This window comes from Nocardioides sp. JCM 18999 (genome assembly GCF_055391175.1).
On sequence record NZ_AP043887.1, the window covers coordinates 1,793,068 to 1,809,338 of the forward strand.

General features: G+C 68.2%; 15 protein-coding genes. 5 read left to right on the forward strand and 10 right to left on the reverse strand.

What is annotated here, in order from left to right:
- The first annotated feature begins 28 nt into the window (after positions 1-28).
- Positions 29-1,333: a S1 family peptidase gene (locus ACZ5J1_RS08710; protein ID WP_464564414.1), complete on the forward strand. Its 1,305-nt coding sequence runs from the start codon at positions 29-31 to the stop codon at positions 1,331-1,333.
- Here ACZ5J1_RS08710 and ACZ5J1_RS08715 read toward each other — a convergent pair.
- The gene (locus ACZ5J1_RS08715) at positions 1,326-1,745 is read right to left on the reverse strand and encodes a tetratricopeptide repeat protein (RefSeq protein WP_464564416.1); all 420 of its coding nucleotides are present in this window, start codon (positions 1,743-1,745) and stop codon (positions 1,326-1,328) included. The two genes, ACZ5J1_RS08710 and ACZ5J1_RS08715, sit on opposite strands and share 8 nt — an antisense overlap.
- Before the next feature lie 112 nt (positions 1,746-1,857).
- Between ACZ5J1_RS08715 and ACZ5J1_RS08720 the strand changes: the two genes are divergently transcribed.
- Genes ACZ5J1_RS08720 through ACZ5J1_RS08735 form a run of 4 tightly spaced genes read left to right on the forward strand, consistent with a single transcriptional unit; the run spans position 1,858 to position 5,445 of the window.
- Positions 1,858-3,357, forward strand: coding sequence for an arylsulfatase (locus ACZ5J1_RS08720; protein WP_464564418.1), 1,500 nt, complete (start codon positions 1,858-1,860; stop codon positions 3,355-3,357).
- 1 nt (position 3,358) lies between these two features.
- Complete coding sequence (locus ACZ5J1_RS08725; RefSeq protein WP_464564420.1) at positions 3,359-4,330, forward strand: formylglycine-generating enzyme family protein; 972 nt, start codon at positions 3,359-3,361, stop codon at positions 4,328-4,330.
- A complete protein-coding gene (locus tag ACZ5J1_RS08730) occupies positions 4,323-5,201 on the forward strand; it encodes an HAD family hydrolase (RefSeq protein WP_464564422.1) in 879 nt (292 codons plus the stop codon). Before ACZ5J1_RS08725 ends, ACZ5J1_RS08730 begins: the two co-directional genes overlap by 8 nt.
- A gap of 49 nt (positions 5,202-5,250) precedes the next feature.
- Entirely contained in the window at positions 5,251-5,445 is a 195-nt protein-coding gene (locus ACZ5J1_RS08735; RefSeq protein ID WP_464564424.1) for a hypothetical protein, read from the forward strand.
- A 29-nt stretch (positions 5,446-5,474) separates the two neighbouring features.
- Here ACZ5J1_RS08735 and ACZ5J1_RS08740 read toward each other — a convergent pair whose 3' ends face one another.
- The 9 genes from ACZ5J1_RS08740 to ACZ5J1_RS08780 form a co-directional block, all read right to left on the reverse strand.
- Positions 5,475-6,251 carry a prepilin peptidase gene (locus ACZ5J1_RS08740; RefSeq protein WP_464564425.1) on the reverse strand — a complete coding sequence of 259 codons (777 nt, stop codon included), beginning with the start codon at positions 6,249-6,251 and terminating at the stop codon, positions 5,475-5,477.
- Positions 6,248-9,568, reverse strand: a complete 3,321-nt coding sequence (locus ACZ5J1_RS08745; RefSeq protein ID WP_464564427.1) for a hypothetical protein — start codon at positions 9,566-9,568, stop codon at positions 6,248-6,250. The genes ACZ5J1_RS08740 and ACZ5J1_RS08745 overlap by 4 nt, the downstream gene beginning before the upstream one ends.
- 44 nt (positions 9,569-9,612) lie before the next feature.
- Entirely contained in the window at positions 9,613-10,353 is a 741-nt protein-coding gene (locus ACZ5J1_RS08750) for a hypothetical protein (RefSeq protein WP_464564429.1), read from the reverse strand.
- Positions 10,350-10,871 carry a type II secretion system protein gene (locus ACZ5J1_RS08755; RefSeq protein ID WP_464564431.1) on the reverse strand — a complete coding sequence of 174 codons (522 nt, stop codon included), beginning with the start codon at positions 10,869-10,871 and terminating at the stop codon, positions 10,350-10,352. The genes ACZ5J1_RS08750 and ACZ5J1_RS08755 overlap by 4 nt, the downstream gene beginning before the upstream one ends.
- A 1-nt stretch (position 10,872) precedes the next feature.
- Entirely contained in the window at positions 10,873-12,078 is a 1,206-nt protein-coding gene (locus tag ACZ5J1_RS08760) for a type II secretion system F family protein (RefSeq protein ID WP_464564433.1), read from the reverse strand.
- Between the two features lies 1 nt (position 12,079).
- Positions 12,080-13,810, reverse strand: a complete 1,731-nt coding sequence (locus tag ACZ5J1_RS08765; protein WP_464564435.1) for a GspE/PulE family protein — start codon at positions 13,808-13,810, stop codon at positions 12,080-12,082.
- A 5-nt stretch (positions 13,811-13,815) separates the two neighbouring features.
- Positions 13,816-14,916 carry a type IV pilus twitching motility protein PilT gene (locus ACZ5J1_RS08770; protein WP_464564437.1) on the reverse strand — a complete coding sequence of 367 codons (1,101 nt, stop codon included), beginning with the start codon at positions 14,914-14,916 and terminating at the stop codon, positions 13,816-13,818.
- A 95-nt stretch (positions 14,917-15,011) separates the two neighbouring features.
- Positions 15,012-15,359, reverse strand: a complete 348-nt coding sequence (locus ACZ5J1_RS08775; protein ID WP_464564439.1) for a type II secretion system protein — start codon at positions 15,357-15,359, stop codon at positions 15,012-15,014.
- 198 nt (positions 15,360-15,557) lie between these two features.
- The gene (locus ACZ5J1_RS08780; protein WP_464564441.1) at positions 15,558-16,235 is read right to left on the reverse strand and encodes a DNA alkylation repair protein; all 678 of its coding nucleotides are present in this window, start codon (positions 16,233-16,235) and stop codon (positions 15,558-15,560) included.
- Positions 16,236-16,271: the final 36 nt, after the last annotated feature.

A 16,271-nucleotide genomic window follows, 5' to 3' on the forward strand; every position in this document is an offset into this window, starting at 1 on the left:
GGTAGCCGCCGGACGACGTTAGACGGAGGTGAAGGTACGCCGACTCGCCACTGCCGCCGCCGCCCTCCTGCTGGTCCCCGCCGCCGTCCTGACGGCTGGCCCGGTCGAAGCCCGCGACGAGCCCCGGATCGTGGGCGGCAGCACCGTCTCCCCCAACGCGTACGCCGCCCAGTGGCCGTGGCTGGTCGTGGTGGAGATCGACCTCGGCGGTCTCGGGCCGTTCCGGGAGGTCGGCCAGTGCACCGGCTCCCTGATCGCACCGCAATGGGTGCTCACCGCTGCGCACTGCACGGTCGGGGAGAACAGTCCGCACGCGCCGTACGGGGTTGACCAGTTCACCGTCTACGGCGGCTCCCCCGACACCAGCCGGGCCGGCCAGCTCGGCACCGTCGACGCGGTCTACACCGACCCCGCCTACACCCCGACCGACTTCTTCAACCCGTCGATCAGCGCCGAGGGCGACGTCGGTCTGCTGCACCTGACCGCGCCCGTGACCGGGGTGGCCCAGCCCTACCTGGCGGTCGTCTCACCGACCGGCCCGACCGTGGCGACCGCGCTCGGGTGGGGCAAGACGTCGGGCTCGGGCGACACCTCCCCCACGCTGAAGTCGGTCCAGGTGACGGTCCGCCCCACCGATGCCAACACGTTGTACAACGCGGGGCCCGACGGCACCTGCGGCGGGGACTCGGGTGGACCGCTCGCCCGCGGCTGGATCATCATCGGCACCACCTCGTACGGCGACGAGGAGTGCGCCACCGACAGTTACTACGCCGACACCGCGTCGGTGACGCCGTGGATCATGGCGACCACCGCAGGCGTTGCCGGCAGTGCTCAGCCACGGCTCGCGGTCCCGCCCCGACTGACCACCCGCGCCGTCGTCGTCCGGGCCAACACCTCCCGCGTGGCGCTGACGCTCCCCGTTCCCGCCGCCTCGGCCGGCACGGTGCGGTGCAACCGGCCGGCGAGCCGCACGATCGCGGTGCCGTCGCGGACGGTGACGACGTGCACCGCCACCTCGCCCGGAGGCAGCACCACGGCGACGTACGCGGTGAAGACGAAGCGGGCCGCCCGCGCCGTGCTCGTCACGATCGACGGGAAGCAGCTCACCCGGGTGAGGCGCGGTGCCACGGTGAGCGCGCGCGCCATCGGCTTCCCGGCCGGATCGCTGGTCAGCGTGCGCTGGGGCGAGCGCCGGAAGACTGCCCGGGCGAGCAGCACGGGCGTGGTCCACCTCAAGCTGGTCGCCCCGAAGGCTGCCGGCGTGAGGACGATCTACGTCACCGGGACCGGCGCGACCACGGAGATCCGCGCGCAGGCCGTACGGGTCAGGTAGCGAGCAGCAGCTGCCGCTCGACGCGCAGCACGGCGAGCTCGTGCTCGACGTCACCGCTCATCACGGCCGCCATCTTGAGGTGCGGCAGGGCTTCGGCCAGACGGTTCTGACGCTCCAGGACCCGGCCCAGTCCGTGCCGCGCCCAGACGTCGTCCGGGGTCTCCTCGACCAGCTCGCGCAGGACGGCTTCCGCCTTGCCCAGCTGGGCGCGCAGCATGTACGCCCACGCCAGCAGCGTGCGCAGCCCCGCGTTGGTCGGATCCTCGGCCAGCGCCGGCTCGATCAGCGCCAGTGCCTCCACCGGTGCACGCCTGGCCAGCAGGTCGTAGGCCGTCCGATATGCCGACTCCGGGCCGGTCTGGCCCGGGAAGACGATCGCCGGCGCAGTCAGTTCGAAGTCGTTCTCGGTCATGCCACGAGAACGCTTCTCACACCGCCGGAATTCCGGGCCCGGCAGGCCTTGACCGATGCGCTTGGATGACAGTGCAGGGTCCGACTCACATCACGAGAAGAGGCACAGCACCATGGCTGACCAGCCGAACATCCTGATCATCTGGGGCGATGACATCGGGATCAGCAATCTCAGTTGCTACAGCGACGGCCTGATGGGCTACCGCACCCCGAACATCGACCGGGTCGCCGCCGAGGGCGTGCGGTTCACCGACTACTACGGCGAGCAGAGCTGCACCGCCGGTCGCGCCGCCTTCATCACCGGCCAGAACCCCTACCGGACCGGTCTGACCAAGGTCGGCATGCCGGGCGCCGACCTCGGTCTCCGGCCCGAGGACCCGACCATCGCGACCGCTTTGAAGAACCTCGGCTACGCCACCGGGCAGTTCGGCAAGAACCACCTCGGCGACCTTGACGAGTTCCTGCCGACCATGCACGGGTTCGACGAGTTCTTCGGCAACCTGTACCACCTCAACGCTGAGGAGGAGCCCGAGCTCCCCGACTACCCGACCGAGGAGGAGTTCCCGAACTTCCGCAAGCGGTTCGGGCCGCGCGGGGTGATCCACTCCTGGGCCAACGGCGACGGCACCCAGCGCGTGGAGGACACCGGCCCCCTCACCAAGGAGCGGATGAAGACGATCGACGAGGAGCTCGCTCCGGAGGCGCTGCGCTTCATGGGCGACGCCGCGGCCGATGACAAGCCGTTCTTCGTCTGGCTCAACACCACCCACATGCACTTCCGCACCCACATCAAGGACGGCTCCCGCGGGCAGGCCGGCCGCTGGCAGTCGGCGTACCACGACGTGATGGTGGACCACGACAAGCTGGTCGGATCGGTGCTGGACTACCTCGACGAGAGCGGCCTGGCCGAGAACACGATCGTGATGTACTCCACCGACAACGGGCCGCACATGAACTCCTGGCCCGACGCCGGCATGACGCCGTTCCGCAGCGAGAAGAACTCCAACTGGGAGGGCGCCTACCGGGTGCCGGCGATGGTGCGATGGCCCGGGAAGATCGAGCCTGGCACGGTGCTCAACGGGATCGTCAGCCACAACGACTGGTTCGTGACCCTGCTGGCTGCTGCCGGGGACACCGACATCGCCGGGCGACTCAAGGCCGGCACCGAGCTCGCCGGCACCGAGTACAAGGTGCACCTCGACGGGCACAACCAGCTCGACTACATCACCGGCGCGACGGACACGAGCCCCCGCAAGCACTTCTTCTACAGCAACGACGACGGTGACCTCACCGCGCTGCGTTACGACAACTGGAAGTTCGTCTTCCTGGAGCAGCGAGCCACGGGAACCCTGCGCATCTGGCAGGAGCCGTTCACCGAGCTGCGCTTCCCGAAGCTGTTCAACCTCAAGACCGACCCCTATGAGCGGGCCGACGGCACCTCGAACACCTACTGGGACTGGGTGCTGGACCACATCTGGCTCTTCATCCCCGCCCAGGCGTACGTCGGCGAGATGCTGACAACGCTGACGGAGTTCCCCGCACGCCAGATCCCGCCGAGCTTCTCCATCGACCAGATGATGGCGAAGCTCAAAGCGACCGCCGGGGCCAGCTGACTTGTCGGACGCTGCACACGATCGCGGCCGGGTCCACCTGCCCGGTGGCACCTTCCGGATGGGCTCCGACGAGCACTACCCGGAGGAGGCGCCGACCCAGCACGTGCGGGTCGGCGCCTTCGCCATCGACACCCACCAGGTGACCAACGAGCAGTTCGCCGCGTTCGTCGATGCCACGGGCTACGTGACCGTCGCCGAGCGGACGCTGGATCCGACCGCCTTCCCCGACGCGCCCCCGGAGAACCTGCAACCCGGATCGATGGTCTTCACCCCGACCCGTGGGCCGGTCGACCTGCGCCACCTGTCCCAGTGGTGGCGCTGGAAACCCGGCGCGTGCTGGAAGCACCCCAACGGTCCGGCCAGCGGGATCGACAAGCGGCTCGACCACCCCGTCGTCCACGTCGCCCACGAGGACGCGGCCGCCTATGCGGCCTGGGCCGGCGGAGCCCTGCCGACCGAGGCGGAGTGGGAGTACGCCGCCCGCGGCGGCATCGACGGGGCGACGTACACCTGGGGTGAGGAGAAGCGCCCCGGTGGCCGGATCATGGCCAACACCTGGGACGGCCCCGACTTCCCGTGGCGCAGCACCGGCGAGAGCGGTTTCCTGCGTACGGCGCCGGTCGGCAGCTTCCCCGCGAACGACTTCGGCCTCTTCGACATGGCCGGCAACGTCTGGGAGTGGACCGAGGACTGGTGGACCAGCCAGCACGCTGACGGCGCGGCCTCCGGGCCCGCGTGCTGCGCCCCCGAGGCTCCTCGAGGCGGCGATCTCGAGGGCAGCTACGACCCCGCCCAACCGCAGTTCCAGGTCGGGCGCAAGGTGATCAAGGGCGGCTCCCACCTGTGCGCCGACTCGTACTGCCTGCGCTACCGACCCGCCGCCCGTCGCCCCCAGATGATCGACACCGGGATGAGTCACATCGGCTTCCGCTGTGTGTCCCGTCCCCGAACGGAAGGTCTGAACCTTGTCTGATGCACTGCTCCCCTCCTGGCGTCCGGGCGCAACCCGCGACGCGCTCCTCGCCTTCCTCGACGCCTCGGCCTCCGTGCCGGTCCGCGACCGAGTGGCCTACTTCGACAACGACGGCACGATGTGGACCGAACGGCCGCAGTACGTGCAGTTCTACTTCTTCGTCGACGCGCTCTCGCGCCGGGTCGCCGAGAAGCCGGAGTTGGCCGAGCGCCCCGAGTACGCCGCCCTGATCAAGCAGGACCAGGCGGCGATGGGCGAGCTGGGCCTCGAGCGGATCGTCTTCGCCCTCACCGAACTGTTCGAGGACCAGACACCGGCCGAGTTCGCGGCGGAGGCGCGGGAGTTCATCGCACGCTCCCCCGGCAAGCCGTACGCCCCGATGCTGGAACTGATGGCCGAGCTGCGCGCGCGCGACTTCACGGTCGGGATCATCACCGGTGGCGGCACCGAGTTCGTCCGAGCGATCAGTCACGACCTCTACGGTGTCCCGCCCGAGCTCGTCGTCGGCTCGTTGATCGACTACACGTTCCGCCGCGACGCCGAGGGCCGTCCGGAGCTGCACCGCACCGCGAACCTGCTGGGCCACGCCAACGAGGGCGAGCCGAAGGTGCTCAACATCCAGTCCCAGATCGGCCGACGTCCGATCTTCGCGGCAGGCAACTCCAGCGGCGACCGCGAGATGCTCGAGTGGGCGGCCGCCGGAGAGGGACCGTCGCTGGCTCTGCTGGTCGTGCACGACGACGCCGAGCGGGAGTTCGCCTATGCCGGCGAGGGCATCACCACCGACAACTCCGAGTCGATCACCGACGTCGGCACCCGCCTCGGATGGACGCTGGCGAGCATCAAGGACGACTGGGAGACGGTCTACTGATTTAACTTCGTTTGGCGCTGATGGCCGACGGCCCAGCCGATAGATCGGCATGAGCATCGACGGCGCCTACACCGCGACCGACACCCAGGACGCCCAGCACGACGAGCAGGACGTCACCGGCACCCTCCTGGAGATTCTCGGCTCCAACGAAAGTCTGGAGAATCTGCTCTGTCAGCAGAGTCTGTGGCACCTGGAGGGCGTCCCCCATCCGGCCACCGGCTGCCTGGTCTGCTTCGGCATGTAGGCACTCGACCCACGGGTCTACAGCCGGATCTACAGCGCGGCGAGGTAGGTCTGCCCCACGACGGCGGCGCCGAGGATCGACGCGATCGCTCCGCCCAGCAGGAACGGACCGAACGGGACCACGCTGCCCCTGCCCGCCCGTCGCACCACGATCAGGAGCACGCCGACGAGCGCTCCCAGCACGAACGCGGCGAGCACTCCGGTGAGGAACGCGCCCCAGGACAGGTAGGCCGTCATCGCCCCGATGATGCCGGCCAGCTTGACGTCACCCATGCCCATCCCGCCCGGCACCGCCAGCGCCAGGGCGAGGAAGAAGGCGACCAGCGCGACCCCGGCGATGCCGGCGCGCACCAGGGCTTCGGGATCCCGGTCGAACAGCAGCAGCGCGAGCAGGACCGGGTAGGCCGGGAGGACGATCACGTTCGGCAACCGGTGCACGTCGATGTCGATGAGGGACAGCGCCACCGCGATCGCTGCGAAGACGACGTACGCCGGGATGAGGGCAGGCTCGTCGATGAACCGGACCGCCACCGCGGCGAAGAGCAGGCCCGTGCCGAGCTCGACCAGCGGGTACCGCACGCTGATCGGGGCTGCACAGTCGTAACAGCGTCCGCGCAGCATCAGCCAGCCGAGCACCGGCACGTTGTGCCGGGCCCGGATCTCGGTGCCGCAGTGCGGGCACGCCGAGGGCGGGCGCACCACCGACTCACCGCGGGGCACACGCCAGATCACCACGTTGAGGAACGAGCCGATCACCAGGCCGTAGACACCGGCGAGCAGCACGATCAGCCACTCTGTGCCCGTCATCGTTGATGGCTCCAGCTCAGCACGCTGACGCTGCGCCTCGTGGTGTCCCGGTCCTCGTCGAGCAGCTGGACCCGCGCCTGGAGGGCCAGGCGACTGTTGCTCGTGGCATTGCAGGTCGAGGTCATGTCGGTGCACAGGAAGACCTGGAACTGCGCAGTCGTACTGTCCTGCCCGGCTCCGGTGCTGAGCCACGGCGTGCCCAGATAGGGAGCGCCATTCGCCTGGTTCGTCGCGGTGTACGGCCTCTCGATGAACGCGGACCGGATCACGATGCCCCATCCCGCGAAGCTCTGCGCGACGTTGATGTCGAGCCTGCCCTGATCGTTGTTCGCGTTGGGCAGGCCGATCCGGGCGTCGGCCTGAGGCGCGTAGATCGTGCCCTCGAAGTAAGCCGATCCCTGGAAGTTGTGGTCCTGCACGAGACCGTTGGTTCCCCGCTGATCGATCAGGAGAATGCTCGACTCGGTCGGGTTGTCGTTGCAGTTGCACTCGTTCATGTCGTGCCAGAAGGTGCCGCTACTTCCCAGGGTCAGCGGCCGCAGGCCCGGCAGGGTGTAGCTGAACGCGATGCTCGCCCCGGCGACGTCCGCCGTGACGGGGGTCCCGGTCGAGCCCCCGCTGAGGCTCTGCGTGTAGCCGAGGGTGAGCCCGTTGTAGTTCCCATCAGCCAAGACGGCGCTGGCTAGATCCGCCGCCTCGCTCGTGCTGAGGGTGTAGGAACTCACTGCCGGAGTGGCGCTGGTGTTCGCGCTCAGGTCCTCCGAACTGAAGATCGCGTTGGAGCCGACGGACAGGCTGATGTTCGGAGAGCCGCTGCCGTTGTTGGACTCCCGGTGCAGGACACTGACGGTGGCGCCGGTGACGATCGCACCGGCCGGCGGTGTCGAGCTGAAGCCTGCCAGATTCACCGTGGCCGTCCTGCTGGAGTTCGACGTGGAACTCCACGATGCCGTTGCCCCGGGGCCGGTCGTCCAGGTACTGCTGGTGGCGCTGGTCGCCGTCGTCGCGGGCGAACCTGTGTCCTTGGCCAGCGTCAGCACGACCTGGGCACCGGCGAAGGTCGACGTGTTCGACGTTCCGTTACCGGTGGTCGTCTGGACGTACTGGGCTGTCGCCCCGGTGAACCCGTTATTCGCGATCGCCGTCTTGAGGGCGTTGAAAGCGGCCACGCCACCGGTATCGGTGGAACGGGCACTGAGCACGGCCGACCTGACCGACGCTCCCCCGTTCCCGCTGGAGTTGGCCGGTAGCGTGACCGCGCCGATCGCCGAACCCCCGGCAGGGGTCAGGTTGATCGTCGGCTGGGCGAAGTTGCCGGCGTTCCGATACCCGTAGGTCGCATTGATCGTGGCACTGATCAACTTCGATCCTGCCGGCACGGTCGCCGAAGGGGTGAACGAGCCCAGCGTCACCGTGAAGGTCTTGGTCGCCGTGCCCGACGACGGCAGCGTCCAGGTGCGGGCAGTCGAACCGCTGCCGCTCACCGACCCGCCGCCCGAGGAGACCGTGGCATTCGTGATCTGGCTCGGCGATGCCGTGGTCGGGGCGTTCACCGTCGACAAGGTCAACGGAGCCGTCGACGAACCGCCAGTGGTGTCACCGGCACCCACTTTGTTGCCGTAGATGACGATCGGCGGGTGCTGGAGGCTGTAGCGCCCGCAGAGATCGACCTGAGGCCCCGACCCGATGGCCGAGCCGTAGTCGGTGGCGAGCTCCATCTGGCTCTGACCCCCGAAGATGAACTGCACCCCGGCCGCGGCGGCTGCGTCGGCATCGGCCTGCATCTTGGCCGACGAACTGGTGTCGATCGTCGCTTCCTGCGGTCCCGGGCAGCTGCCGTAGTCGGTGATGTGGTTCGCCGTGGGAACGGGAGCCGTCTTCCCTCCACCGATCACCACACCCGCCTCGATCCGCCAGCCGACGGCGCCGGGCTGCCCCGACTTCAGCGGGATGTAGTGCGGGTCGGCCGTCGTGTTCGCGTCACGGAAGTCGAAGTAGTAGACGCCCGGCATGAACCAGACGACACAGTTGGAACGGCTGGTGAGGCCGTTGAGACCCGCGACACTGAGATACGAGCCCGGCTTCAGGGTGAAGACCTGCTTGGTGGTGACGGACCGGCAGTCCTTGTACGCGTTCTGGGACGTCGAAGCGACCGCGGTGCCTGCGTTCAAGAACCCGCCCGCATTGAGTGCCGCTGTGTCGGTCGCCGCTGGGATCGTCCGAACGGTGGGGAGTGTCGGCGTGATCGCGTTGTCCCGGTCGTCGACCTCGAGCAGGCTCTTGTAGTTCGGATCGGTGACGGTCGAGCCGCCGTTGCCACAGGTGTTAGCGGCCAGCACCCCCGAATCCAGCGTGATCGTGTTACCCCCGCCGGTGAAGCACTGGCCGGCGTAGACGGAGCCACCGCGCAGGCGCAGGGGGCCCTCGTTGCAGAGGTTGCCGACCGAACCCAGATCACCTTGGAGATAGAGCGGAACCTGGACGTACGACACGTCGGTGCTCGCGGTGTAGCCGAAGTTGGCGATCTGGGACGTGACGGAGAAGGTGGTGTCGGTGGAGGCGGCGTTGGCCGACAACACGAACGTCTGGGTGTTGTTGCCCGAGGTCAGGACGAGCTCCGTCCCCACCCGCAGCTGGTAGCCGAAGCTCGCCGAGGTCTGGATCTGCGTCGTCGCGGTGGTCGTCGACAGTGCCGTCCGCCCGCTCGGCATCCTGAGCTTCGGCTTCGCCGGCGCGGCGAGAGCCTTGCAGTAGGCGCCCACGCCGTAGGTCGAGCGGAGGTCGAGGCTCGCGTTGTCCGGAACGCTCCCGAACTGGGGCTTGAGCGCCGCGACCGCGAACTTCGGCCGGTTCCTGGTGGTGACGAGGGTGTGGCTGCCCTGGCTTCCAGTGCCCAGCTCGCCCTTGCAGACGACGTAGGCCCGCCACTTTGCGGCGGCGTTCGTCAGGGTCAGAGTCCCATCCTTCGCGAAGACCGTGCTTCCGTTGGGGCCGGGCGTCGCCTCCTGGCCGAAACAACCGTCGCTCAGGGCGTTCGTGAACCTCCACGGCGTGCTCGGGTCGGCGGGATTGTTTCCCGGAAGCGATGCCCCACCTCCAGCAGTGTCCTGATAACCGGTGCGCAGATTGTTCACCACGATGTCGCCGGCCGCGTCCGCCTGGTAGGTCGACGCTGCGACGTCACGCAGCACCACGCCGGTACGCAGGGCACCGTTGCCCCGGACCAGGACGGCGGTTGCCACCAGGGCGATGGTGGTGATCACGAGGAGCGCGAGGACCAGGACCGCACCCCCGTCGTCGCGCGCATCCCGAGCCACGGTCCGGATCCGACCACGAAGGACGCGAAGAGCACTGGAGCAGTTCATGACTGCCTCCGTTCACCAGTGAGGGTCGCCGCATAAGGCACGGTGTTGGTTCCAGCGAGGCTCGCCATATTCAGGGTGATGGTCCGGGGCAGCGGACTCACGCTCGCGCAGGCCGGCGTACAGGCGACAGTCGGGACGGCGGCAAGGTTGTGCCCGAACCGGGCCGTCGACGGACCGGAGTAGCCGCAGCGCACGCGCCACAGCTCGTAGGGCGCCCCGCCGGTGGCGGACGCCTTGGCGACCCAGGTGACCTTCACGTCGTGCGGCTGCCGCGGCGCGTCGTCGTCGGGGATGCCGTCGCCGTTCGCGTCCGTCGTGCTGGCCACCGAGGCGATGGCTGACGGGTCGTACTCGCTCCAGGCCAGGGTGACGATCGCCGTGCGCTGCGCCGCCGCGCCACCAACCCCGGAGAGGTCACAGGCGTTGGACCCATCGGTGAAGACCGACTGCTGCGTGGTGTAGACCAACGCGTAGGGGTCGTCCTCCGGCCGCTCCGGCGCAGCGTCCCGGCGTCCGATCGACGAGACGTCGCGCTGCCAGTACGTCGTGGCGAACTGGACGTCGAACGACTCGTCCATCCGCGCCGCGGTGGCAACATCGTTGCGCAGTTCGCTGATCATGATCCCGGTCAGTGCCGCCGCAATGAATCCGACCACCCCGACGCAGAAGACCAGCTCGATCAGGGTGATGCCCGACTCGTCGGCAAGACGCACACGCCGCCCGCCGCGGACCTTCATGAGCAGGCTCCGTTCGCGCCGGGGTTCGGGTCGGACCAGCGGTAGGTACACGGCTTGCGCAGGAGGACGGTGAGCGACTCGGCGCCGCGACCGTCGTTGCTGTTGACCTTCACCGTGATCTGCTGGACTCCGAGGTCGTAGTTGCTCGCCGTCGCAGGGGTGGTGACGCAACCGGCGGCGGGGGTGCCCGCCCCGCCGACCGCGACGGCTGCTGTCTGGGACACCGCCCAGCCCGCGGGCTGGGCGTACCCGACCCTGCTGGGTGAGTAGTAGTTCGCCGACGCGCAGGGCTGATACCCGGCCGCGGTGTTCGCGACGTAGTCCTCGATGGCCTCCACGTAGTTCCGGACGCCGGCGGCGGCACCGGTGGTCTTGCGGTGGATGTCGGAGACCTTGATCCCCATCATCACCGAACCGAGGACGGCCACTCCAGCGATTCCGAGGATGGCGATCGTCACGACCAGCTCGGCCAGGGTCTCGCCGCTGTCGTCCTTCAGTCGTGAGTGTCGGAGCTTCATCTCACACCTGGACTTGGGTGAAGATCCCGTACATCGCCGACACGAGCGCGACCGCGACGAATCCGACGACGACACCCATCGCGATGATCACCGCTGGTTCGAAGAGCGCGGTCAGCTTGGCGATCTTGTAGTCGAGCTCGGTTTCGAAGTACTCAGCCGTGATCGCCAGCTGGGTGTCCAACGAACCGGTGTCCTCCCCGACCCGCAACATCTGGGTCGCTACTCCGGGGAACAGGTCGGTGCGCTGCAATGGACCGGCGATGCCCTGTCCTTCGAGCATCTGCTCGGTCGCGTCGGTGAGCCGGCGGATGTAGACCCGGTTTCGCAGCGACTCTGTGGTCACGGCCAACGAATCTGTGAGGTTGACCCCGGCGGTGACCATGGAGGCCAACACCCGGCAGAACCGTTCGACCAACGCATACTGGATCGCTTCGCCGATGACCGGGAGCTTGAGCAGCGTCGCATCACGGACGTATCGTCCGCGTTCGGTCAGCATCGCCACCAGATAGAGCAGGACGGCACCCGCGATGCCGGCGAGGATCGCCCACCACCACTCCTGCATGAAGGCGGTGAAGCCCATCATCATCCGGGTCGGCAGCGGCAGCTTGGCGTCGAGATCGGCGAAGAACTCCTGGAACTTCGGCAACACGTAGACCGCGAGGACGACCACGGTGACGACCGACATCGCGGCGACCACCATCGGGTACATCGCCGCCGACTTGATCTTCCGGCGTGCTTCGAGGTCGCGCTCGATGTAGCGCGACAGCCGAGCCAGCACCGAATCGAGCTCGCCGGTCAGCTCGGCGGAACGGACGATGCCCCGGTAGAACTCCGGGAAGACTTTCGGGAACTGGTCGAGGCAGTCGGAGAAGCGTTCGCCGCCTCGCAGGCCGTCCTCGATCTGGTTCATCATGCGTCGGACCGAGGAGTTGTCCGACTCCTCGCCGATCGCATGCACCGCGTCGATGATCGGGAGGCCCGCACGCAGGAACGCGGCGATCTGCCGCGACAGGTGCATGACGTGGACCGGCTTGATCCGAGGACCGGAAACCTCGTAGGCGAGGACTGACTTGCGCTCGTTGACGGTGAGGTCGCGCAGGCTCTGCTGGTAGAGAGCGATCTCGGCGTCGCCGCGGCTGGTGGCTTTGATCGTGCCCTTCACATGACCGCCGTCAGGCGTCACGCCGGCGTAGGCGAACTTGAGCATCTCAGATTCCTGTCACGTAGATGGAGCGCATGACCTCGGCCGCCGTGGTCGTGCCGTCATGGACCAGGCGGACTGCCTGCTCCTGCAGGGTGCGCATCCCCTCGGCCCGAGCCAGCTTGCGCATCTCGTCGTGCGGTGCCCGGTCGACGATGTAGGAACGGACCTGGTCCGTCACCGGGAGCAACTCGTAGACCCCGATCCGGTCGAGGAAGCCGGTGTTCGCACAGAACGGGCATCCGGTGCCGCGACGGAATCCGCTGACCGGTGCCTCTCCCTCGAAGGCCCGCAGGAATCCGAGTTCCTCGGCGGTCGGCTGGTACGGCTCCTGACAGTCGGGACAGCTGCGGCGAACGAGTCGCTGCGCGACCACGGCGCTCATCGCCGAGGCGATCAGGAACGACTCGATCCCCATGTCCATCAGCCGGTACAGCCCCGCGACCGCTTCGGTGGCGTGCAACGAGGAGAGCACCATGTGGCCGGTCAGGGCGGACTGGATCGCGATCCGGGCGGTGTCGACGTCACGGATCTCCCCGACCAGGATCACGTCGGGGTCCTGCCGCAGGATGGAGCGAAGACCGCCGGCGAAGGTGATCCCCGCCTGTTCGTTGATCTGGATCTGGTTGATCGAGTCGAGCCGGTACTCGACCGGGTCCTCGATCGTCATGATGTTGCGGTCCGTGGTGTTGAGCTCACCGAGCGAGGCGTAGAGCGTCGTCGTCTTGCCACCGCCTGTCGGTCCGGCACAGACCAGCATCCCGTGAGGCTGGTGGAGCAGTCGGCGCCACGGATCCGCGACATCCTCGGGCATGCCGAGCTTCGCGAGCCGGTAGAGCGATCGGCTCTTGTCGAGGAGCCGCATCACGACCTTCTCCCCGCCGACGACGGCGGTGGTGGAGACCCGGATGTCGAGTTCGCGACCGTCGACCTCCATCGAGATCTGGCCGTCCTGGGGGCGGCGTCGCTCGACGATGTTCATCGAGCCGAGCACCTTGACCCGACTGACCACGGCCGGCCCGATGGAGCCCGGCAGGTCGAGCACGTCGACGAGCGCGCCGTCGATCCGGAACCGGACCCGAACACGATCCCCCGCCGGCTCGATGTGGATGTCGGAGGCGCGATCGCGCAGCCCCTGAACGATGATCATCTGGACGACCCGCACCACCGGTGCGTCCTCGTTGACCTGGGCGGCCTCGAGGCTCGCGGCCTCGCGGCGCAGCAGGTCGCGGGCCTCGAAGGCCTCGACGGTCGAGCCGAGGCCGTCGGTCTCCTTGTACTCGTTGTAGAGGGCTCGATCCAGGTTGCGCCGGGTGACCACGGCCAACATCACCGGTCGACCGAGCTCGGCCTCGAGTGCCGCGATCCGCTCGGGCGCGGCATCGTCGACCGCCAGGGCCACCGTCCCGTCCCGATCGACGAGTGGCAGCACCCGCAGCTCGCGCGCTCGTGACGCCGACAGCAGCGTCAGGGCCTCGGGGGTGGCCTGCAGATCGCGGAAGTCGAGCAGCTCGACGCCGTACTGCGTGGACTGGACCGAGGCGATCTGCTCCTCGGTGACCAGGCCCGTCTCGACCAGGTGTTCGGCGAGCGAGCCCTCGGTCGGCCTCCCGGCGCCGTCGAGCTGGTAGGGCTGGACGACCCCGGCGGCGACCAGGGTGGTGGCCAGGCGGTGGTCGAGCTGCTCCCGCGACGCGGGAACGACGGCAACCGTGGAGTGCCGATCCTTCCGCCGCATCAGACTCACCGACCCATCGGGGCGAGCATGCGCGGACGGGTCTCGATGTCATCCGGGTGGAGACTGCGGACCACGGCGTCCTCCACGCTGACGACGCCGTCGGCGATCAACGTCGACAGGGCCGACTCGAGGGTGATCATCCCGTCCTTGCTCCCGGTGACGAGGGCGTTGCGCAGCTGGTGCGTCTTGCCCTCCTTGATCAGGTTGCGCACCGCCGGCGTGGCGACCAGGACCTCGTAGGCGGCGGTCATGCCGCCGCCGATCTTGGGGATCAGGCGTTGATAAACCACGCAGCTCAGCGCCGCGGCGAGCTGGACCCGGATCTGGGCCTGCTGCTCGGCGGGGAAGACGTCGATCATGCGCCCGATGGACTGGGCTGTGTCGTTGGTGTGCAGCGTCGCGAAGACCAGGTGGCCGGTCTCGGCGACGGTGAGGGCGAACTGGACCGACTCCAGGTCGCGCATCTCGCCGACCAGGAGGACGTCGGGATCCTCGCGCAGGACGCTGCGCAGCGCATCGGGGAACGAGGCGGTGTCGGTGCCGACCTCGCGCTGGTTGACCGCAGCCTGCTGGTGGTCGTGGACGTACTCGATCGGGTCCTCGACGGTGATGATGTGGCAACCGCGGTTGCGGTTGATGTGGTCGATCAGGCTGGCCAGGGTGGTCGACTTGCCTGAGCCAGTGGGGCCGGTGACCAGGATCAGACCCTGGTGGCGCAGTGCGAGCTCCCGCATCACGGCGGGCAGGCCGAGCGCGTCGGGCGTGGGGATCTCCTTCGGGATCATCCGGAGTGCCACGGCCGTCAGACCGCGCTGGGTGAACGCGTTGCCGCGGATGCGGGCGTGTTCCCGCCAGGTGAAGGAGAAGTCAAACTCGTGCTGGGTGCTCCAGTGTGCGAGCTGGTCCGGGGTCAGCACGTCCGCGAGCAGGTCCTCGGTGTCGTGGGCGCTCAGAACGGGGCTGTCCGGGACCGGGATGAGGTTGCCGTCGACCCGGATCATCGGCGGCAGACCGGCGGTGAGCATCAGGTCGGTACCGCCCGCGTCCCACAACGTCAGGAGCAGTGCGTCGATCTGGTCACCGATGCGGAGGAGATGTTCGTGCATGGCTGGGCACCTCGGAGGTCTCGAACTGGACTCTGGTCAGGAGGGCTGGAGAGGTACGGGGGGCTGCACAGGGGATGTGCAGCCCCCCGCGATACTCAGAGGGTCGAGCAGTCGGTGGCCGTGAGCGCCCCGGTCGTCCCGTTGACGGCGGTGACGTACTTCGGGGTCGAGCGAAGGAACTGGTCGTTCCCAGCCGCGGTCAGCTGCGCCATCGTCGGGTATGCGCCCAACTTGGCGTAGTACGCCTCCACCGCGGTCTCGACCGTGGCGATCTCGGACTTGCAGGCAGAGGCCTCACCGCGGTCCTGGATTCCGCGGACGGAGAACACGACGATCCCGGCGAGGATGCCGAGGATGACGATGACGATCAGGAGCTCGATGAGGGTGAATCCGTCGTCGCTCTTGCGGCCGGCACGGACTCGGTTCAGGGCGTTCTGCAGCATGATGATTTTCCTTGTCTCTCGGTCAGTTCAGCTAGGTGAAGATCCGCCGAACTTCCCGAGAGGCGGAACGCGTTGAAGTTCGCACCGGCCGGTTCGGGAGAGGCAAGTCACATCTCGCTTATCCCCACATTTGGGGGGTATAGACCACCGCAATTTTGGGTACAGAGAGTCGATATTTTCCGCCCCATTTTGGGGTTGCTAGAGGTGCTTGAGCGCCTCTCGCCGAGAGAGTCCGGAGAGCCGTCCGTCCCAGATCCCGACCTGCTCGGTGACCCAGTCGGGATCGGTCCGTGCGTAGTGCCGCAGCGCCCAGCCGATCGCCTTGCGCAGCCAGAACGAGGAGTCGTCCAGGTTGGCTTCGATCGCGTGAACGAGCAGGTCGAGGTCGGTGTCCTCCTTCGCGCCGATCTGGCAGATCACCGCGGAGCGGCGCATCCACAGGTCCTCGTCCTGCGCCCATTCGTAGAGCACCGGGGCGACCGCCGCCCGGTCCTGGCTGAGGGCGGTGCGGAGCGGGTGGGTGGCGGTCTCGTCGACCACGTCCCACCACGCGCCGGACGTGATCACGTGCCTCAGCAGCGGGAGGGCGTCACGATCGAGCCACGCGGCCGCGGGCCGGTGACGGAGCAGCGCGAGGGCGGCGTACCACTCCTCGCGGAAGGTGACCTCGTCCCAGAGCCGCCGGACCGCCGCCTCCCACTCGTCGCGGTCGGCGGGGCGCCACGCGCACAGGATCGGGCGGAGCAGCGCGGTGAGGTCTCCCTTGCTGATCCCTCGGTAGGGCAGGGCGGACTTCATGTAGGCCTGTTGCGCGGCCGCGCGCTCGGGGTCACCGACCTGGGCGAGCTCGTGCCAGATCAGCGGGACGATCTCCACGAGTCTGACGGTATCTACGAAAGCCGAGCCGTAGTG